This window comes from Bacillus sp. FJAT-29937, from assembly GCF_001509555.1.
Taxonomy (GTDB): Bacteria; Bacillota; Bacilli; order Bacillales; family Cytobacillaceae; genus Cytobacillus.
Genome location: NZ_LMAS01000003.1, coordinates 160,164 through 181,823 on the forward strand (window position 1 = coordinate 160,164; position 21,660 = coordinate 181,823).

General features: G+C 37.5%; 17 protein-coding genes. 13 read left to right on the plus strand and 4 right to left on the minus strand.

Going from position 1 to position 21,660, the window contains the following annotated elements:
• Positions 1-205: 205 nt before the first annotated feature.
• From AR328_RS07115 to AR328_RS07150, 8 genes are all read left to right on the plus strand, one after another.
• Positions 206-1,828, plus strand: a complete 1,623-nt coding sequence (locus AR328_RS07115; RefSeq protein ID WP_066292436.1) for a sigma-54-dependent Fis family transcriptional regulator — start codon at positions 206-208, stop codon at positions 1,826-1,828.
• A gap of 53 nt (positions 1,829-1,881) precedes the next feature.
• Positions 1,882-3,246, plus strand: coding sequence for a sigma-54 interaction domain-containing protein (locus AR328_RS07120; protein WP_066292439.1), 1,365 nt, complete (start codon positions 1,882-1,884; stop codon positions 3,244-3,246).
• 239 nt (positions 3,247-3,485) lie between these two features.
• The gene (locus AR328_RS07125; RefSeq protein ID WP_066292442.1) at positions 3,486-4,622 is read left to right on the plus strand and encodes an acyl-CoA dehydrogenase family protein; all 1,137 of its coding nucleotides are present in this window, start codon (positions 3,486-3,488) and stop codon (positions 4,620-4,622) included.
• Positions 4,623-4,645: 23 nt separating this feature from the next.
• Positions 4,646-5,884 (plus strand): ABC transporter substrate-binding protein, encoded by a 1,239-nt coding sequence (locus AR328_RS07130; protein ID WP_066292444.1) that lies wholly within the window; start codon positions 4,646-4,648, stop codon positions 5,882-5,884.
• Between the two features lie 137 nt (positions 5,885-6,021).
• On the plus strand, positions 6,022-6,861 hold the full coding sequence (locus AR328_RS07135) for a 3-hydroxyacyl-CoA dehydrogenase family protein (protein WP_066292447.1): 840 nt from the start codon (positions 6,022-6,024) through the stop codon (positions 6,859-6,861).
• A 12-nt stretch (positions 6,862-6,873) separates the two neighbouring features.
• Positions 6,874-7,650: an enoyl-CoA hydratase/isomerase family protein gene (locus AR328_RS07140; protein ID WP_066292453.1), complete on the plus strand. Its 777-nt coding sequence runs from the start codon at positions 6,874-6,876 to the stop codon at positions 7,648-7,650.
• A gap of 12 nt (positions 7,651-7,662) precedes the next feature.
• On the plus strand, positions 7,663-8,844 hold the full coding sequence (locus tag AR328_RS07145) for a thiolase family protein (protein WP_066292456.1): 1,182 nt from the start codon (positions 7,663-7,665) through the stop codon (positions 8,842-8,844).
• A gap of 34 nt (positions 8,845-8,878) precedes the next feature.
• Positions 8,879-10,372, plus strand: a complete 1,494-nt coding sequence (locus AR328_RS07150) for an AMP-binding protein (RefSeq protein ID WP_066292459.1) — start codon at positions 8,879-8,881, stop codon at positions 10,370-10,372.
• 113 nt (positions 10,373-10,485) lie between these two features.
• Here the strand turns inward: AR328_RS07150 and AR328_RS07155 are convergent, their stop codons facing one another.
• Positions 10,486-11,193, minus strand: a complete 708-nt coding sequence (locus AR328_RS07155) for a FadR/GntR family transcriptional regulator (RefSeq protein ID WP_066292468.1) — start codon at positions 11,191-11,193, stop codon at positions 10,486-10,488.
• Between the two features lie 199 nt (positions 11,194-11,392).
• On the opposite strand from AR328_RS07155, the gene lhgO reads away from it, so the two are divergent.
• Positions 11,393-12,598 (plus strand): L-2-hydroxyglutarate oxidase, encoded by a 1,206-nt coding sequence (gene lhgO / locus AR328_RS07160; protein ID WP_066292470.1) that lies wholly within the window; start codon positions 11,393-11,395, stop codon positions 12,596-12,598.
• Between the two features lie 87 nt (positions 12,599-12,685).
• Entirely contained in the window at positions 12,686-14,002 is a 1,317-nt protein-coding gene (locus tag AR328_RS07165; RefSeq protein WP_066292473.1) for a CBS domain-containing protein, read from the plus strand.
• 74 nt (positions 14,003-14,076) lie between these two features.
• On the opposite strand, the gene AR328_RS07170 is transcribed toward AR328_RS07165, so the two are convergent.
• Positions 14,077-14,373 (minus strand): YtpI family protein, encoded by a 297-nt coding sequence (locus AR328_RS07170; RefSeq protein WP_066292477.1) that lies wholly within the window; start codon positions 14,371-14,373, stop codon positions 14,077-14,079.
• A gap of 129 nt (positions 14,374-14,502) precedes the next feature.
• Between AR328_RS07170 and AR328_RS07175 the strand changes: the two genes are divergently transcribed.
• Positions 14,503-15,438 (plus strand): DHH family phosphoesterase, encoded by a 936-nt coding sequence (locus AR328_RS07175; RefSeq protein ID WP_066292480.1) that lies wholly within the window; start codon positions 14,503-14,505, stop codon positions 15,436-15,438.
• A gap of 71 nt (positions 15,439-15,509) precedes the next feature.
• Here the strand turns inward: AR328_RS07175 and ytrI are convergent, their stop codons facing one another.
• Both ytrI and AR328_RS07185 read right to left on the minus strand, forming a co-directional pair.
• Positions 15,510-16,010 (minus strand): sporulation membrane protein YtrI, encoded by a 501-nt coding sequence (gene ytrI / locus AR328_RS07180; RefSeq protein WP_066292483.1) that lies wholly within the window; start codon positions 16,008-16,010, stop codon positions 15,510-15,512.
• The gene (locus tag AR328_RS07185) at positions 16,007-16,342 is read right to left on the minus strand and encodes a YtrH family sporulation protein (RefSeq protein ID WP_066292488.1); all 336 of its coding nucleotides are present in this window, start codon (positions 16,340-16,342) and stop codon (positions 16,007-16,009) included. The genes ytrI and AR328_RS07185 overlap by 4 nt, the downstream gene beginning before the upstream one ends.
• Before the next feature lie 197 nt (positions 16,343-16,539).
• Between AR328_RS07185 and dnaE the strand changes: the two genes are divergently transcribed.
• Together dnaE and AR328_RS07195 are read left to right on the plus strand one after the other, a co-directional pair.
• The gene (gene dnaE / locus AR328_RS07190; protein WP_066292490.1) at positions 16,540-19,902 is read left to right on the plus strand and encodes a DNA polymerase III subunit alpha; all 3,363 of its coding nucleotides are present in this window, start codon (positions 16,540-16,542) and stop codon (positions 19,900-19,902) included.
• 514 nt (positions 19,903-20,416) lie between these two features.
• Positions 20,417-21,655 (plus strand): NAD(P)-dependent malic enzyme, encoded by a 1,239-nt coding sequence (locus AR328_RS07195; protein WP_066292494.1) that lies wholly within the window; start codon positions 20,417-20,419, stop codon positions 21,653-21,655.
• The last annotated feature ends 5 nt before the right edge of the window (positions 21,656-21,660 follow it).

Here is a 21,660-nt window from a genome sequence, read left to right on the forward strand (position 1 = left end):
AATAGGTGCCATTTTTATTTTAATCAGATCAAAAGAAATTTTTACAAATATAATATGGCAATTAACTGTATCCCATGTGGCTATCAGATAAAGCTCCTTTTTAAATATCAAAAATTCTGTTAATATATAATGATAGTAATATTTAAAAAACTCTATTTGCTGAAATTGAACGTTCCTATTAATAATTGTACAGGAGGATTTCATTATGACGACAGAATTAACTTATAAAGAACTGTATAATAAATGGGATAAATTTATTAATGGCGGCGATGATACTTCACATTTAAAGCCTGAGGTTGCTGAATCTTGGAGGCGCTGCCAAAGGTTAAATGTGAATCCCTTTAAAAAACCACCTCTAATGAATGAGCAGGAAATTCAAGAGGTATTAAGCAAAAATCAAAACTTAATCAACGTGGTAGCTCCGTTTATTAATTTAATTAGTGATCTCACAAAAGAAACTAATTTTTTATATGTGTTAACAGACCATAAAGGAAATATTTTAGATGTAAAGGGTGCCAAGCATGTAGTCGAGCAAGCTAAGAAGAGTAATTTTGAAATTGGGGCAAACCGCTCTGAGAGTGCCGGAACAAATGCTATTAGTGTCGCTATTTCTACAGGAAAACCTATACATATTGGAGGACCTGAGCATTATAATGTACATTTTCATCAATGGTCCTGTGCAGCAGCCCCGATCCACGACAGCAAAGGAAAGTTTATCGGTGTACTCACTCTATCAGGGCATTATTCATTAAAACATACTCATACGCTTGGAATGGTTGTCTCTCTTGCGAAAGCAATTGAGAAGGAACTTTTTGTTAAAGAAAAAACTTTGAACTTTGCAAAGAACAGCCAGCTTCCAGTAAATGACTACTTTACATTTAAGGATATTATTGGAAGTGGGGAAGGGATTCAATCCGCAATTAATATGGCAAGAGTAGTTTCCAATTCAAACTCTAGAATCCTTGTTGAAGGTGAAAGTGGCACGGGAAAAGAATTATTTGTACAAGCTATACACCATGCAAGTGAGAGAAGGGAAAACCCCTTTATTGCAGTAAACTGCGGTGCTATTCCCGAGCAACTAATTGAAAGCGAGTTATTTGGATATCAAGAGGGTGCCTTTACAGGAGCCAAGAAGGGTGGAATGCCTGGTAAGTTTGAACTAGCTAACGGAGGTACGTTATTCTTAGACGAAATAAACAGTATGTCCGAAGATATGCAAGTTAAACTTCTAAGGGTTCTGCAGCAAAATGAGGTAATACGTGTAGGTGGATCAATCCCAATACCAATCAATGTTCGAGTAATAGGTGCTTCTAATGAATCGCTAGAAATGTTAGTAGAAAAAAATAAATTTAGAAGGGATTTATATTATCGTTTAGGAATTATTGTGATCCAAATTCCTCCTTTACGTGAAAGAACAGAAGACATTCCGGAACTATTTAAACACTTACTAAATAAAGTTTGCAAAAGACTAGATGTAAAGTCTTCTGAATATGACCCAGCTATATTACAATATTTAAAATCACACGATTGGCCTGGAAATATAAGAGAACTTGAAAACTATATTGAAAGAGCAGTGGTGCTCTCCCAAGGCAAGAAACTTACAATGGAACATTTTCCATATAAACTAATTGAGCAGATGTTTATGCCAGAGAAAATGGAATTAACGACATTGGAGGATATGGAGAGGCAATTCATCCAAAGGGTATTACTCACTTTTAACGGGAATATGACAAAAACATCACAAATTCTAGGGATCACAAGAAAAACCTTATATAATAAAATGAAGTTATTTAATTTGCAAAAGGCAAGTGAAAAAGAAATTTTATAACGAAATAACAATATTTCATAATATAGTAAATAGTATTACTAAAGGAGTATTGAATGACCTATATTGAATTATCTCAGTTAGGATTTGAAAAAATTCTTCCAGCCTTTGAACAATCCTATGATGGATTTTTATTATCCGATAAAGAAGGACGTATCTTTTATGCAAATAAGGCAGTTGAGCTTATTTCTGGTTTTTCAAAAAAAGATATTGTTGGGAAGACGCCTGAAGAAATGGAGCAGAACGGTATTATAGTCAGCCAGTCCATGAAAGTATTAAAAAAGGATCCGCTAACGATTTCGCAAAAGTTAAGCAATGACCGCGAAGTGTTTATAACGAGTAAACCAGTCTTCGATGAAAAGGGAGAATTCATATGTTATGCAGCGAATTATCGGGATTTGTCTATATTAAATGAGTTGCACAATGAGCATCACCAACAGCTTAATATAAACTATACAGAGCTTCAGGAGCTGCGATTACAGTTATTAAAGACTGATGATTGGATAAGTGCGTCTTCCAAAATCAAGGCACTTAAAGAAAAAGTATGGAAAGTTGCTAAAACTGAAGCAATCGTACTAATTCTTGGGGAGTCAGGTGTTGGAAAAGAAGTTGTCTCCAAAAATATTCATAAAATCAGCAATAGGAAGGACTTTCCATACATTCAAATAAATTGCGCCGCCATACCAGAATCTTTAATTGAAGCCGAGCTTTTTGGATATGAAAAAGGGGCATTTACCGGTGCAATATCGGCAAAGCCAGGGTTGTTAGAAGTTGCAAACGGAGGAACTGTTCTTTTAGATGAAATAGGTGAAATCCCATTACATTTACAAGTCAAACTATTAAGAGTAATTCAGACGAAAGAGATAACTAGGGTAGGAGGAACGAAAGCCAAAAAACTAGATGTACGATTTTTGGCTGCAACAAATCGAGACTTAAAAAGACTTGTTGAAAAGGGTGAGTTTAGAGAGGATTTATTTTATCGTTTAAATGTCATTCCAATCAACATTCCACCTTTACGGGAAAGAAAAGCAGATATCATTCCTTTGATCCATTATTTTTTAGATAAATTTAATGTCAAGTACACTACCAATAGGAAAATCTCAAAGAAGGCACTCCAATTGCTGGAGAATTATACTTGGCCGGGGAATATTAGGCAATTGGAAAATACAATTGAGCACTTGGTTATATTGGCCGAAGATGATATGATCATGCCGGATGCATTGCCAAAAGAGGTTACTAGAGACTTTTCCATTGATTTAACAGAAGATATTATTCCCCTCAAAAAACTGAGGGATGATATGGAAAGGAAGATGATAAGCTTAGCTTTAACCCGATATAAATCTATTAGAGAAGCTGCAAAGCATTTGGAGGTAGATCATTCAACGCTTGTTAGAAAAATCAAGAGACTAGAAATATTCTGAAAGAATGGTGAAGTTTTTCACCGTTCTTTTGTTTTTTTGGGGTAAACGGTGATTTTTTGCAGTCATTCTGGTGCGATTATTCACCAATTGAAAAACTTAAAAGCACAAGTCCTTTACTTAAGGCTTTTTTATGGTTGGCACGATATTTGCATTATAGAAAGATGAACTTAATTCTAGTAATAGCATCACACTTGCAGTTTGAAATGTAAGTGCTTTCAGAATAAATAGGGGGCGATAAGGTGTTACTAACAGAGCAGCAAGATTTGATTCAAAACGTAGCAAAAAAAATTTCAAAGGAACGAATTGAACCGAATGCAAAACAGGTAGATGAGAAAGGAGAAACGCCCTGGGAGAATATTAAGATTATGGCTGAAAATGGCTTCTTTGGCGTTCATGTACCTGAAGATTACGGAGGAGTAGGGTCAGATATGGTAAGTCATGTATCTGTTGTCGAGGAAATTGCAGCTTCTTGTGCCTCTACTTCCGTTGCACTTTCAACTCAGGCATTGACAATAGCTCCTTTTCTCATTGCTGGTACTGAAGAACAAAAGGAGAAATATGTGAGACAACTCGCGTTAGGTCAAGTTCTTGGTTCATTTGGAATTACAGAACCTGGTGCTGGCTCCGATGTTTCAAGTATAAGGACGGCTGCTGTTAAAGAGGGTGACTTTTACATATTAAATGGTCACAAGATTTTTATTACGAATGCTGGCGACTCTGAGATTTATGTGTTTGTAGCGAGAACTTCCGAACACCGTACTCGCGGGATATCGCTTTTCATTGTTGAAAAAGATACTCCTGGGCTTACCTTTGGAAAAAAGGAAGATAAGATGGGGATTAGAGGCTCTGTTACGAGAGAAATTTTTCTCGAGAATGTAATTGTTCCAATAGAAAATATGATAGGGAAAGAGGGGGAAGGATTCAAAATATTAATGAATGTTTTTAATGAAACTCGGCCAGTGGTAGGTGCGCAAGCAACTGGAATTGCTCGTGGTGCCTATGAATATTGTTTGAATTATGTAAAGGAAAGAAAACAGTTTAATAAAACCCTGCATCAGTTTCAAATGGTCCAATCGATGTTAGCTGACATGGCGATGAAAATTGAAGCTTCAAGATTGTTAGTTTTGAAGGCCGCGATGATGCTAGATAAAAACGATCCAAATGTGATTGCGTATTCCTCTATGGCGAAATGTTTTGCATCTGATGTAGCTATGGAAGTAACGACAAATGCAGTCCAATTATTAGGAGGGTATGGATTTATAAGAGATTACCCTGTTGAACGCATGATGAGGGATGCGAAAATCACACAAATTTATGAAGGTACAAATCAGATTCAGAGAATCATAATTGCTAATCAGTTAATTGCAGAAATGTAAAAATTAAAAATTGGAGGATTAATATGAAAAAAATATTGATGTTTTTAATGGTTGCAGTTCTAGTTGTATTGACAGCTTGCAATTCAAATAAAGCAAGCAATGGCGGCGGCAGCAATGTTGAGTCTGAAACATTTGATATTGGAGCGTTATTTCCCCTTTCAGGCAGCCTAGCGCTTTTAGGCGAAGAAAGCTTCCGAGGAGTAGAATTGGCAGTTGAAGAGGTAAATGGTAATGGTGGGGTTAATGGAAAGAAGATTAAGCTAGTAAAAGGAGATGCTGTTGATCCCGATGCAGCTCAGTCTGAGGCTAATCGTTTGATAAACCAAGAGAATATCAAGACAATTGTTGGGTCGTTTTCTAGTGGCATCTCGTTCGCAGCCAGTGAAGTGGCTGAAAGAAATGGGGTATTATTTTGGGAGCTGGGCGCTGTAGCCGATTCAATTACGGATCGAAGCTATAAATATGTATTAAGGACAAATCCTCCAGCATCCTATTTCTCAAAAGTGAATATTGATTTTATCAAAGAAGTTGTGGCTAATAAGCTTGGAAAAAATGTAGGTGATTTAAAAGTAGCCATTGTCCATGAAGATTCATCCTACGGAACAACAATTGCTGAAGAAGCAAAGAAGCTGGCTGATACAGAAGGAATTAATATTGTAACTACTCAAGGGTATAGTTCAGGAACAAATGATCTAAGTTCAGTTGTATTAAACCTAAAGAAAGCTGAACCGGATGTATTAATTGCGGTTGCTTATTTAAACGATGCTATTCTGTTAGCTAGACAAAGTGAGGAACTTGGCTTTAAAGTGCCTGTTTTCATAGGAAATGGCGGAGGACATACGATGACTGATTTCAGAGATGCTGTGGGCGATATGGCAAATGGACTATTCAATATCGATTTCCCACAATACAGTATTAATCGTGATTTTACTCCTGGAATGGATGAATTTATAGAACTTTACAAAAATAAATACGATCATGAACCACGATCCGGCCACTCATTGGCCAACTATATGGGTTTTAAAGTTGTTCTTGATGTTCTCACAGAAGTTGGAGAAGTAGATCCAGATAAATTAAAAGAAGCTGCCTTAAAATATACAGTTGAAGCTGGGACAACTGCCACTGGATGGGGTGTAGAGTTCAATCAAGAAACTGGACAGAACCGGAATGGGCAACCATACGTAAATCAGTGGATAAATGGGGAACTACTCACTGTTTGGCCAAAAGATGTCTCAATTGAGGAACCTCAGGTTAATAATTAGAGTTAGCTTTCTAATTTAGGGAGAGAATTTTTTTCTCTCCCTAACTGAGATATAGCAAAATTATTAAATAATTGTGGATATCCATGACATTCAAAGAACGATAGTTGCCAAACGATTTTTTAAGGGGATGATCCAAAATGAACATATGTATTATTGGTGGAGGGTTGATGGGTTCAGGTATAGGCCAGGTTGCTGCACAAGCAAACATGGACGTAATAATCATAGATGTAACACTGGAGTCGCTCGAATTAGCCAAAAAGCGGATTTCTGATTCGCTTGATCGATTTGCTCGAAAAAAAATTATTAATAATCGGGATGAAATCCTATCGAAAATATCATTCACTACTAAATGGGATGCTATTACTGAAGCAGATGTCATTATTGAAGCTGTACCTGAAAAAATGCAGCTAAAAAAGGATGTATTTAAAAAAATTGATCATTTAGCTAAGGATGAATGCCTGCTTGCTACGAATACCTCTTGCTTATCAGTTACAGAAATAGCAAGCGTTACTTCACGGCCAGAAAAAGTTATTGGCATGCACTTCTTTAGCCCTGTTCCGATGATGCCGCTGTTAGAAATTGTAAAAGGATATAAAACTTCACTTGAAACCTTTGAATATGCCAAAGAATTGGGAGAAAAACTCGGTAAAAGAATGATTGTTGCAGAAAAAGATTTTCCTGGCTTCTTGATGAACAGAATATGGCTGCCTATGGTAAATGAAGCTTGTTTTGCTGTTATGGAGGGAGTAGGAAGTCCAGAAGAGATCGATCAAGGTTTTATTCACGGTTATGGACATACGATGGGTCCGCTTAAAACAATTGATATGGCTGGATTAGACATTACTTTATGGGCATTAGAAGCATTGTATGAAGGGTTTAACGATTCGAAGTATCGACCTTGTCCGTTATTAAAAAAAATGGTGGAGGCAGGTGATTTAGGAAGAAAAACAGGAAAAGGGTTTTATTCATATGTTTAAGGAGTGGTGGGAATGGAAGAAGTTTGTTTATGTGAAATATATGAGAAAGTAGCAATTATAGAGATTAATAGGCCGCCGTACAACCCATTAAATCCAGCTGTTATTCAAAAGATGACCTATTTTTTAGAAGAATTATATGGTCGTGAAGATGTAAATGTATTGGTTATAAAAGGAGCTGGTGAAAAGGCTTTTTCTGCCGGGGCCGATATTAATCAATTTGTGTCTAAACTCGGCAGCAGAGATATTTCATTATCTGGTAATTTCCACCGGGCATTTGAATTGTTAACCCTACTTCCAATCCCCGTAATTGCTGCCTTAAAGGGACATGTGTTAGGAGGAGGTTTAGAGCTTGCTCTTGCATGTGATTTTAGAATTTGTGATGAAAACACGACGCTTGGATTACCAGAGGTTAATTTAGGGATATTCCCTGGCGCTGGCGGAACACAACGTCTTCCAAGAATAGTAGGCAAGTCAAAAGCGATGGAAATGATGATGTTTGGTACATCAATCAATGCAGAAGAAGCGAAAAAATATGGGCTTGTCAATCAGATAACAGCTGTTGGAGCAGTTGAAGAAGAAGCGATGAAATGGGCAAATATACTAAAGGAAAAACCAAAGCGATCATTGCAAAACATTAAGAAAACTATAAATCGAGGATTGGAGATATCATTGTCGGAAGGAATTCGCTATGAAATGGAAATATTCGCTGAAACGTTCCTAAGTAGGGATGCTGAAGAGGGCGTAAGTGCATTTCTTGATAAAAGGAAAGCAACCTTCATAGGAAAATAGGGAGGTAATGACATGAAGAATGTTTATGTGATAGAAGGTGCACGAACTCCATTTGGTGCATTTGGGGGTAAATTAAAGGATGTTGAAGTTACAGACCTAGGTGTTATTGCTGCTAAAAGCGCTATTCAAAAAAGTAATGTTCCTGCAGACTCTATTGAACAAACTTTTTTTGGGAATGTCATTCATACAAGTGCAAACTCCTCTTACTTAGCTCGCCATATTTCTTTAAAAGCGGGTATTCCTGAAACTGCCCCTGCGTTAACCGTAAATCGCCTTTGTGGTTCTGGGCTTCAGGCTGTTGTAAATGCAACTCAGGCCATTTTATTAGATGAAGCTAGTGGAACGATTGCTGGCGGTGCTGAAAATATGTCGATGAGCCCCCATATTATTAGAGGCATTAGGTTTAACGGAACCAAAATGGGCGTCCCACAGGTTGAGGATATTCTAGTATCCACCTTAACAGACCAATATTGTCAGTTAGGCATGGGAATAACAGCTGAAAATCTAGCGAGTAAATATGATATTTCACGTACGGAGCAAGAAGAATACGCATTACTAAGCCAAAAAAGAGCCGCGATTGCTCAAGAAAAGGGAGTTTTTACAAAGGAATTAGTATCAGTACTCAAAGAGAATGGGGAGCTTTTACTAGAAAAAGATGAACATCCAAAACCAGATATCAAATTAGAGAAAATTAGAAATATGCGTCCGGCATTTAAAAAAGATGGAAGTGTAACTGCGGCAACATCAAGTGGAATTAATGATGGTGCATGTGCCTTAGTTCTTGGTGATGACCGATTTATTGAAGAGCATAGTGCCAAACCTTTGGCTAGAATTGTTTCTTATGGCATTGCCGGTGTAGACCCAAGGTATATGGGGATTGGTCCTGTTCCATCCACCCTTCAAGCATTAAGAAGAGCAAATTTGCAAATAAAAGATATTGATATATTTGAGGTAAATGAAGCATTTGCGGTTCAAGTGCTATCTGTCAAAAAGGAGTTAGGGATTGATCTTGATAAGCTAAATGTAAATGGCGGTGCAATAGCCCTAGGTCATCCTGTTGGGGCAAGTGGGGCACGTCTATTGCTGACACTTTCTTATGAGCTGCAAAGGCGAAATAAGAGATTTGGATTAGCAAGTTTATGCATCGGTGGAGGCCAAGGTATTTCTGTCATTATTGAAAATGTAAACGATTAATTTTTAATTGAAAATCAAGAAAGGCGGTAGGTGAATGAATTTAGATCTCATTCTACAAAAACATGCTAGAACAATACCTAGTAAGTTAGCAGTTGGCTGGGAATCAGGCTCTTATACTTACAAGCAATTAAATGATGAAATACAAAAACTGGCCATTTATTTTTGTATAAGTGGGGTTGAATCTGGAGATCGTATTGCAATTATTCTAGCTAATTGTCCGGAATTTATTATTAGTTATTATGCTTGTATGCGTGTTGGAGCAATATCTGTGCCAATTAATCCAGCTCTGACGCCTAGAGAGTTCGGAATAACTTTAAACGATAGTATGCCAAAAATAATTATTACTGATGAAAAAGTTAAAGAAAGTTTGCTTAATACAAGGATTGAAGGAAAGCCGCTGTATATAATGGTGAATAATAAAAACTCCTTCAGTGATATTCTTCATAATGGAATGGCAGAAAGTACAATAATAACGAAAAGGATAGAGGAAAGCTCAATAATATACACCTCTGGAACAATGGGTTTACCAAAAGGTGCTGTACTGACGCATAATAATCTATATCATAATGCTAAGACATATGCTGAAGCTTTTGATATGGATGAAAATGAAAAAACACTGATTGTTGCTCCTCTATTCCATACAGCTGCACAGACATGTTGCTTAAACTCTACGATATATAGTGGCGGCTACAGCTGCCTGTTGCCTAGATGGGAATCAAGTTCGAAGACTTTAAGTACGATGGAGGAAGAGGAAATTACATTCTTTTTTGGGCCTCCAACAATGTACACGTATATGTTAAATGATCCAAATATTAAGAGTTATAACTTGAAATTAAGAATAGCATTTTCTGGTGCCGCCCCATTACCTGAAGAAATCTTTAATAAATGGCGTGATACTTTTGGTTTTGAGATTGTTGAAGGTTATGGGTTATCTGAGACTTCCCCCGTCGTGACATTCAACCCTCCAAAAGGAAGGAAAAAATCAGGAAGTATTGGACTGCCTATGCAAGATATCAGAGTGAAAATAGTTAATGAACTGTTAGAAGAAGTTCAAATTGATGAGTCAGGCGAGCTGCTCGTCCAAGGCCCAAATGTTATGAAGGGGTATTGGAACCGCGCTGAGGAAAATGAATTAGCCTTTGTAAATGGCTGGTTTAAAACAGGGGATATTGCAAAGAGAGATAGTGAGGGGTATTTGTACATTATTGACAGAAAAAAAGATATAATTATTCGTTCAGGATTTAATGTATATCCAAGAGAAATAGAAGAAGTCTTTTACCAGCATCCTGCAGTTTTGGAAGTAGCTGTCATTGGATACCCAGATGCTGATAAGGGAGAGCTTGTAAAGGCAATCATCACTTTGAAGTCAGGTGATTATAAAAATATTCATGAAGAGTTAGGAGCATATTGTCGACAAAACCTAGCCACATACAAAGTTCCGCAAATAATTGAGATTGTTAAAGAATTACCAAAAACAAGTTCCGGAAAAATTCTCAAAATAAAACTGCGTGAACAATTAACAGGATAATGTGGAAACTATAATTGCAGATTATTGGCAATACAACGCTCATCTTTTCAATTTATTTGAGACTGTAGATCCAGTCTTTTTTTTGTGAAAGAATAAAACTGTATGGATTTTATTCACTGATTAAAAAAGTACAAGAAATTGAGCTTTTTCTGTACATTATCGAGATGTATTTTACAATAGACTTTCGCCAATTCAGGCTTCCCCTCTTCAATTGCCTTCAAAATATCTTCATGTTCTTTATAAACTGAATGCCTCTTTTCGTTTAATCCAATATTTTGCTTCAAAGTGACACTAAGAGCCTTATGATACTTTTCCGATAGATCATCTAATACTTTGATCATAAATGGATTATGTGTTGCGCTAATCATGGCACGGTGGAAATGGTAATCTGCATCCTGGCCGGCATCATTTGGAGAGCGAAGGGATTGCTCGAATTCAAGAAGCGCCTTTCGCAACTCTACTATATCTTCCTCAGTTCTTCTTTCCGCTGCTAAAAATGCGGCTTCCGTATCTAAAATATACCTTAATTCAAAAAGAGACTTAATTTCTAAATACTCATCTGTATCAACCTCAATGTTTTCTAATAAAAATTGAATGTCTACTTCACCGATATAATGCCCGCCTCCTTGTTTAGAGGTTAGAATTCCAAGGGATTTTAATACACTGAGCGCCTCTCTAATTTTTGACCGGCCAACTTTATATGTGCTTGCCAATGTTAGCTCGGAAGGGAGTTTTGAATTCAAGGGGAATTCTCCGCTATGAATTTTAGTAATGATATCGCGGACGATATGCTGCGACAAAACGTATTTTTCCCTTTTCATTAAATATTCATCCTTTCAAAGAAAGTTGTCATACAAGTTTGAAATAGAAAATTCAGAAATTAGCTTGCATTTTCTATTAGGAAGAGATTAAAATACTATTAATAATGGTATTTTAATAAATTAGATTTGTCAAATAAGATATTAATTTTACAAAAGATGTCCTACAACTTTACGATTTGAAAAAGGGGATGTATAAAAAATGAAATATGATTATATTATTATTGGCGGCGGAATTGTCGGTTTATCAACTGGATATTCCATTATGAAAAAATATCCTAATGTGAAATTATTACTGCTAGAAAAAGAAAATGAGTGGGCAACCCACCAAACAGGAAGAAATAGTGGAGTCATTCATTCTGGAATTTACTATAAGCCTGGAAGTTTAAAGGCTAGATTTGCAAGAAGTGGTGGAGAAAAATTAATTCAATTTTGTAATGAAAATGAAATTGAATATGATATTTGCGGCAAGATTATTGTCGCCACTGATGTTAATGAATTAGATGAATTAGAAAAATTATATAAACGCGGCTTGGATAATGGCCTACAGCTAGAAAAAATAAATAAAGAACAGATGCTTGAAATAGAGCCGAATGTTAATGGCATTCAAGCAATCAAGGTACCTGCGGCAGGAATTGTGGATTATAAAGAAGTATCAAAAGCTTTTGCTAATTTTATTTTAACAAGTGGCGGGGACATAAAAACAGGTACTATTGTTGAAGAAATTCATGAAAATGATAAAGAGATTTCGGTAGGTACGAACAAAGGGACATTTTATGGGAAGAAATTAATTAATTGCGCAGGACTTTTCAGTGACAGGGTTGCTAAATTAGCAGGTGTGAATCCAAAAATGAAAATTATTCCATTTAGAGGTGAATACTTTAAACTGAAAGAATCTAAATCACATTTAGTAAAGAATTTGATCTATCCAGTGCCAGATCCAAAGTTTCCATTTTTAGGAGTGCATCTAACGAGAATGACGAATGGTGAAATACATGCAGGTCCTAATGCTGTTTTAGCTTTAAAGCGAGAAGGCTATAAAAAAACAGACTTTAATTTGTATGATATGTACGATGTTTTAACATACCCGGCGTTTTGGAAAATTGCAAAGCAAAATATGAAGTATGGGATGGGAGAAATGTACCGTTCTATTAACAAAAATAAATTTTTAGAATCATTAAGAAAACTTGTTCCTTCTTTAGAAAAAGATGATTTGGTGGAGGCGGACTCTGGAGTACGCGCTCAGGCACTCACAATGGATGGAAAATTGATCGATGATTTTATGATAATAAAAGGTAAAAGATCAATTCATGTTTGCAATGCCCCATCTCCGGCAGCAACTGCCTCTATTGCAATTGGTGAAGAAATTGTTTCGTATATAGAGAATACGGATCTAGCTGCAGTTTAAATGTAAAGACTTGTCACATCGAATTGAAATAAAGGCGTTTGTAACCTTATAATAGATAATAGGAATTATTGAAAAAGGGTGAACGTCTTGGCTACAAAACATGAACAAATTTTGCAATATATCGATGAATTGCCTGTCGGAGAGAAAATATCAGTTAGACAAATCGCCAAGGCACTGAGCGTCAGCGAAGGAACAGCCTACCGGGCTATAAAGGATGCAGAGAACAAAGGGTATGTCAGTACCATTGAACGGGTTGGTACGATTCGGATAGAGCGGAAGAAGAAAGAAAATATTGAAAAGCTGACTTTTGCCGAGGTCGTTAATATTGTTGATGGCCAGGTTTTAGGCGGAAGAGATGGTTTGCATAAAACATTGAGCAAATTTGTAATCGGGGCTATGAAACTAGAAGCCGTGATGAGGTACACGGACGCAGGCAGCTTGCTCATTGTCGGTAATCGAACGCAAATACATGAATCCGCCCTTAAGGCAGGTGCGGCTGTACTTATTACTGGCGGTTTTGACACAGAGGAAAGTGTGAAAAAACTCGCAGATAAATTGCAGCTCCCAATCATTTCAAGCAGCTATGATACATTTACTGTAGCAACGATGATCAACCGGGCCATTTATGATCAGCTAATTAAGAAGGAGATAGTCCTTGTAGAGGATATATTAACTCCTCTTGAAAAAACGGTATACGTCAAACCGACTGATAAAGTTTCGGATTGGCTCCAAATTAATAAAGAAACAAATCATGGACGGTTCCCGGTAGTTGATAAAAATTCAAAGGTAATTGGGATGGTTACATCTAAGGATATTATGGGGCATGATCCCGATACACAAATTGATAAGTTAATGACGAAGAATCCAATGACTGTAGGGAAACAAACAAGTGTCGCTTCCTCTTCGCACATGATGGTTTGGGAAGGAATTGAGGTTCTCCCGGTTGTTGATGACTCGAATAGGCTTGAAGGAATCATTACAAGACAGGATGTGTTAAAGGCGCTCCAAATGATTCAGCGTCAGCCCCAAGTCGGTGAAACGATTGATGATATTGTGACCAATCAGCTTGTGCTAATGAGGGGAAAGACGAAAGGCGAAGATGTGTATCGCTGTGAGGTTACACCGCAGATGACCAATCATCTTGGCACCATCTCTTATGGGGTATTTACAACAATCGTTTCAGAAGCCGCCAATCGGGTTCTGCGGAATTATAAAAAAGGTGATTTAGTTGTCGAGAATATGACTATTTATTTCCTTAAACCCGTACAAATTGAGAGTATGCTAGAGATTTATCCGCGTGTACTAGAAGTAGGACGAAAATTCGGGAAGGTAGATGTAGAGGTTTACAATGAAGGGGTTCTCGTTGGCAAGGCGATGATGATGTGTCAATTGATTGAGAGATAAGAAAAGCGGAAGCACTTGGCGCTATAGCCAGACAAAAAATAAAAGCCGTTCCATCAAGGAGCGGCTTTAAAAAATTATGATTCTTTTGCTTCATTTGCAGCAATCGGCAAATAATATTTATAGGCTTTAAGGCCGGCAAAAATATTATAGGCCCCTAATAGAAAAAAGATTCCACCGATAATATAAGTAGCTGTATTTCCATTTAGGAAAAACTGGTTTAGGCCATATAATCCGATAAAAACACCTAGAGACATACTTGATTTAGAAGAAATCCACTTCTTTTCAGCTGGTTTCTTGCAGCGTACAAATTTTACTTTGTAATATAGATAAAATGAAAGTGCGATGGTAATTAAAATAACTAACACTGGCATGATTGACTTAACCTCCATTTTTCATTGCTCTGAGGCTATTTTAACTTTTTATCAAAAAAAATGCCAGAGCATACTCTTTTTCTTTTCCTACAAGGTAAAATAAATTTATTGATCATAAAGGAGCAGATCATGAAAGAGAAAATATTAAACACGATAAAAGATTATGAAACGATCATTATCCATAGGCATGCTCGTCCAGATCCAGATGCATACGGATCTCAGGGAGGCCTAGCTGAGATTCTTAAAGCCTCTTTTCCCGAAAAGACCATTTATACCGTTGGAAAGGAAGAGGAAACGCTTTACTACTTGCGCAGACTGGATCAAATCCCAAATGATGCATATGAAGGCGCTTTAGTCATTGTTTGTGATACGGCAAACGCCGAACGGATTTGTGATGACAGATACCCTTTAGGGGATAAATTAATAAAAATTGACCATCACCCAAATGTTGACCCATATGGGGATATGATGTGGATTGATACAGATGCCAGTTCTGTCAGTGAAATGATTTACGAATTTTATCTTTTTGGCAAGGATAAGGGCTTAAAAATGTCGGATGAAGCTGCAAGATTAATATTTGCGGGAATTGTAGGAGATACAGGCCGTTTTCTATTCCCAAGCACATCTGATAAAACCTTTGCCTATGCCGGTGAGCTTATTCACTATAATTTCTCACGGCCAGAGCTGTTTGATAAAATGTATGAACTATCGCCAAACGTTGTGAAGCTAAATGGATTTGTCCTGCAAAACTTTGAAATCAAAAAACATGGCGCTGTATCAATGGTTCTAAAAAAAGAATTATTAGAGGAATTTCAAGTAAAGGCATCAGAGGCTTCTCTCCTAGTAGGAGCCCTTGGGCACATTAAAGGCATTAAGGCATGGGTATTCTTTATTGAGGAAGAGGATCAAATTAGAGTTCGTCTCCGTTCTAAAGGTCCAATCATAAATGAAATTGCCAGAAAATATAATGGCGGAGGACATCCGCTTGCTGCTGGAGCATCCATTTATTCATGGGATGATAAGGACATGGTCATCAAGGACTTAGAAGAAGCTTGTGTGAACTAGAAAGCGGTGAAAATAATAATAAGCCAGACCCATTCAACAAAATCTTGAAGGGGTTTGGCTTATCTATTTACCTAATCTAGCATAATGTTAACCTTAATCGATAACGTAGTGTATATTTTCATTTGCTTCACTTCAGCCCGAAAACGCTTATCATTCACCTTAAAAACTTTATTCTCAATAATCCTTACGATTAGATCACTGCTGTTAAAAACCGTCTCAATATCTTTGGCCGACATCATTTTGATATCTTCTTTTATCTCATCTTCAATTTCAAAAACACTAAATGAATCTAGTTTATATTTATCGCTGTTTTGGATTTTTACTTTAATTTCTTGAACGATAAGCTTTTGACTATTTAATTTATTCAGTTCTTTGTAGTCCTCCTGCCAGATTTTAATATCATTCTTAAGATCAGCAATCTCTTCTCTTTGCTTTTTGATTTCCTTGCTGTATTTTTCATTCCACTCCCCAAATATATACAGAAAAAAAAACCAGCTGATAATCCCGCCAATCGCCATTCCAGCAAAGAAGCGCTGCCAGGCAGGTCTAGAAAAGTACGGTGGCATCCTCATGAGATATGCTCCTGGGTTAGCATGTTGATAAGCATTGCGCCTGTTTGAGCTCCTCCAAAAGCGGCAAGAATCAGTAAGAATTGTTTAAATAAATCCTTCGTTTGCCCATCAAAAAGACCTTTCTCAAAACTGTAAAGTGTATCAAATGTTCCGCCAATTGCTGCTACAATAGCCCAAATTCTAATAATATTGGATATACGATAAGCTTCCGTTAAAGGTGGTTTTCCTGTTAGAAAAGCGGCCAAGCACCCAATAATTGAACCACCAATGACTACTCCGAGGGCAATAAAATAACTATCAATTAATGTTGTAAAATAGGGCTGGATTTTCATATTCATCCTTCCTTACCGCAGAAATAGAGACGCTTACGCTATTTACGCTAAAACGTTTTCTACCATTCTATGGACAAACTAACTGAAATATGTTTAATCCTCTTCATCAAATTTTTGATTAAAAAGAGAACGTATTTTCCTTTTTTCATAAACAGTCCTATAATATTAAGAAGAGAAGAATTAAGGGTGTGAACAAATTGTCATTTATTCACCTTCACGTCTATAGTGCGTATAGTTTATTGACTAGCACAGCTGCTGTTGAGCAGCTCGTCAAAGATGCAAGGCAAAAGGGTTTTTCGGCATTAGCCTTGACTGATCGCAATGTTATGTACGGGGCGGTTGCCTTTTATAAAGAATGTTTGAAACAATCTATTAAACCGATTATGGGGTTAACGGTTGATGCTGTAAGTGAATTACAGCCCACTTCAGCCTATCCCATTGTTCTCCTGGCAAAAAATCAGATTGGCTTTCAAAATCTATTAAAAATTACAAGTGTTGTTCAAACGAAATCTTCTGAAGGGATTCCAGCAAAATGGCTAAAGGGCTATTCAGAAGGCCTTATTGGTATTAGCCCTGGTCTGGAAGGGGAAATTGAACAATATTTAGCAAATGATGAGTATGAGAAGGCGTCGGAAGCAGCTAGTATATATAAGGAATTGTTTGGGAAGGGCGATTATTATCTGTCTTTCCAAAATCATCAGCTTGCTGAGGAAACGATAATACATTCTAATCTAATACGTTTATCAAAGGAAACAGGCATTGACCTAGCAGCAACAAACCAAGTCTATTATTTATCAAAAGAGGATGCATTTGCACAAGAGTGTCTTTTGGCCATTAAGAACGGGGAAAAGCTTAAGGATGAAACGAGGGAGCATTTAAAGAGCGACGAGTACTATTTAAAAACGGCAGAGGAAATGGCTGAGCTATTAGCAGAATTTCCGGATGCCCTTGAAAACACATTAAAAATTGCGGACCAGTGCAATGTCATGCTCGAACTTAATCAGCAGCACCTCCCGAAGTATCCGGTAGAAAATAATGGCTCTGCAGATGAACTCCTTGAGGCTGTGTGCCTGAAAGGCCTTGAAGAAAGATATTCAAACGTAACAGAAGAGCATAGGCAAAGGCTGGCCTATGAGCTTCAAATCATCAAAAGAATGAAGTTTAGCGACTATTTCTTAATAGTTTGGGATTTTATGAAGTTTTCAAGAGAAAATGGCATATTAACAGGACCAGGCCGGGGATCGGCTGCCGGATCTATCGTAGCCTATGTTTTATATATAACGGATGCTGATCCGATTGAGCATAAGCTGCTTTTTGAACGTTTCCTTAACCCTGAGCGAATTTCAATGCCGGATATTGATATTGATTTTCCCGATCATCGCAGGGATGAAGTGATCAGGTATGTTTCACAGAAATACGGTGAGCTTCATGTGGCTCAAATTACTACATTCGGTACTTTAGCAGCAAAAGCGGCATTACGGGATGTAGGACGTGCATTCGGGCTAAATCCGAAAGAATTAGATAGCCTATCGAAAAGAATTCCTTCTAAATTAGGGATTTCCTTAAAGGATGCCTATAAAGAATCTGAGTCGTTAAGAATGTTTGTTAGTGAATCGGACTTAAATCGCAGGCTGTTTGAAACGGCGCTTAAGATTGAGGGGCTTCCAAGACATACTTCAACCCATGCGGCAGGGGTCATTATTAGTGAAAAACCATTAGTGAATGTTATCCCGATTCAAAATGGACATGACGGGGTTTATTTGACACAGTATTCAATGGAGCATTTAGAAGAAATCGGCTTATTGAAAATGGATTTCCTTGGGTTAAGAAATCTATCCCTAATTGAAAATATTTTAATGTCCATTCAAAAAAAAACCGGTAAGAGAATAAATATTAAAGCAATTCCCCTTGATGATTCAGCTGCCTTTGAATTATTAAGCAGAGGGGAGACAACTGGAATTTTTCAGCTGGAATCTGAAGGAATGAGAAAGGTACTAAAAAAGCTCCGGCCTTCCAGCTTTGAAGATATCGTTGCCGTAAATGCTTTGTACAGACCAGGCCCAATGGAAAATATTCCACTTTTTATTGATCGTAAGCATGGTAAACAAAAGGTTACATACCCCCACACTGATTTAATCCCCATTCTTGAAAATACATATGGGGTGATTGTTTACCAGGAACAAATTATGCAAATTGCAGCCAAGTTGGCGGGGTTCACACTTGGAGAGGCTGACTTGCTAAGGAGAGCTGTCAGTAAAAAACAAAAGGAAATTCTCGATAGGGAAAGAACTCATTTTGTAAACGGAGCCTTAAAGAATGGTTATAATGAAAAAACGGCCAATGATATATATGATTTAATCGTTCGTTTTGCCAATTATGGCTTTAACCGCAGCCACGCTGTTGCCTATAGCTTTATTTCTTATCAGCTTGCCTTTTTAAAGGCACATTATCCCCTTCATTTTATGGCGGCATTGCTCACATCTGTTATCGGAAATGAGGATAAGATTTCTCAATATGTGAGGGAGCTGAAGCAAATGAATCTTAAGATTCTACCTCCTTCCATCAATAATAGCGGATACTCATTCTTAGTTGAAAAAGAGGCTATTAGATATAGCTTGGCTGCAATTAAAGGAATAGGTGCATCCGCTCTTAAGGAAATTTTTCGTTCAAGAAAGAATAAACGGTTTGATGATTTATTTGATTTCTCCATCCGAGTGACAGCAAAAGCGATTAATCGAAAGGTGCTAGAGGCTTTAGTTCATTCCGGAAGCTTTGATGAATTTGGTCAAGATCGGGCTGTTCTGCTTGCAAGTCTTGATCCGGCAGTTGAACATGCAAATTTACTGAAGATCGAGGATGAACAAATTGATTTCTTTTCAGAAGGTGATTTTTTTCCAAAGCCAAAGTATACACAAATAGACCCGATTCGTTCGGAGGATAAACTGGCTTTTGAGAAGGAGGTACTAGGGGTTTACCTATCAGACCATCCTGTTGCTTCATATGAGGTGCATCTGCCATTGTTGAATGCATTACAACTTTATCAATTGCAGCCTAGTACAAACCGTGTCCGTACAGTTGTTTATTTGACAAATGTGAAAAAAATTAGAACGAAAAAAAATCTTGCCATGGCCTTTTTAACGATCAATGACCAAACAGACGAAATGGAAGCAGTTGTTTTTCCTGATACATATACGAAGTTTTCCGTATTGCTAAAGGAAGGGAATATTCTTTTGATTGAGGGGAAGCTGGAAGAAAAGGATGGAAGGCGTCAATTTATTGTTCAAAGATGTGAAGAAGTCAATGAGGCTATCGAAAAGGAAAAGAAGAAGGACCCTGTCCTATATTTAAAGATTACGAAAAAAAATGAAAATCCGGATATTCTTCATTATCTCAAGAAATTGTTTAATGAAAATGAAGGAAAGGTTCAAGTTATTTTATATTATGAAAGCACGAAAAAAAGGATTCGACTGGGAGAGGAAGATTTAGTTAATCCTGCTGAAGAATTTATTAAGAAATTAAAGGAAATCCTTGGGGAACAACACGTAATTCTAAAAAAATAGTATTTTACCTTACTCATGTTATTACTTTACAACATCAACAAATATGGTATATTTGTTAAAAGAGAAAATGGTCTGACCACCACGAGGTTTAAAGGTATCTTCAAACGATAGATAGAAAGATAATATCTTAAAAGAAAAGATAATTTAGAAATTAATTAGCTGACTGCTTAGAATATCGCATAAAGAAAACGAGGGCATCTGCAATAAAACTTGCAGACGCCAAGTTTTATTTCTGTCTAGTTTCAGCGCCTACCCCCGCCGTACAGGACGTACTAGTGTCGACAATGCGACAGGACGTCGCGTTTTTGTCGACCTCAAGGTCACAAGCCGATCCTCCCAGAAAGGTAAAGTACACCTTTCCGGGAGGCCCGTCTTGTGCTTGTCGGGGGTGAGCACAAAGGGAAGCTTCTGCGAATGAACATCGCAGGAACAATTGTCCTTTGATTGTTCCGAAGGCGCTTACGCTTTTCTGGTTTTACATAACGTTTAAGCTATCCAAAGGAGTGGAATGAGCATGACCTTACGTGAAGAAGCTCTTCATATGCATAGAGTTAACCAAGGAAAACTTGAATCAAAGTCTAAAGTACCTGTTAGAGATGCACGAGATTTAAGTCTTGCATACTCACCTGGAGTTGCAGAGCCTTGTAAAGAAATTTATGATAAGCCTGAATCTGTATACGAATATACAATGAAAGGCAATATGGTGGCAGTCGTATCAGATGGTACAGCTGTCCTTGGACTTGGAAACATTGGTCCCGAAGCTGCACTCCCTGTTATGGAAGGAAAAGCCGTTCTTTTCAAAAGCTTTGCTGGTGTAGATGCATTTCCGATTTGTTTAAATACAACAGATATTGATAAAATCGTTGAAACGGTTAAATTACTAGAGCCTACTTTTGGAGGCGTTAATTTAGAGGATATTGCTGCCCCTAATTGCTTTGTAATAGAAGAAAGATTAAAGAAGGAAGCAAATATCCCTGTTTTTCATGATGATCAGCATGGAACCGCTATCGTAACGGTTGCCGGACTTGTTAATGCATTGAAGATTACAGGTAAGAAAATGAACGAAATTCGGGTTGTTGCAAATGGAGCCGGCGCTGCTGGGATCGCCATCATTAAGCTTCTCTACACATATGGGGTTAGAGATATCATTATGTGCGATACTAAGGGTGCGATTTACGAAGGCCGTCCGAATGGAATGAATGATATAAAAACAAATGTTGCAAAGTTTACGAATCGCGATAAAGTTCAAGGAAGTCTTGCAGAAGTCATTAAAGGTGCAGATGTTTTCATTGGAGTTTCTGCCGCTGGCTCTTTGACAGCAGAAATGGTAAGTTCAATGAATCAAGATCCGATTATTTTCGCTATGGCGAATCCGATTCCAGAAATCATGCCTGATGAAGCAAAGGCAGCTGGTGCAGCCGTCATTGGAACGGGAAGATCTGATTTCCCTAATCAGGTAAACAATGTTCTTGCCTTCCCGGGTATTTTCCGCGGTGCTTTAGATGTAAGAGCTACACACATTAATGAAAAGATGAAAATTGCAGCAGTTGAAGCGATAGCCAATCTTATAAAAGCAGATGAACTAAACGCAGACTACGTAATTCCGGGTCCTTTTGACCCTAGAGTCGCACCAGAAGTTGCTGCCGCAGTGGCAAAAGCAGCGATGGAGACAGGGGTAGCTCGAATTAAAGTTGACCCTGAAGCTGTCAAAGAGAAAACACGAAAACTCGCAGTTATAGGGAAAAGTGAGTGAGTCTT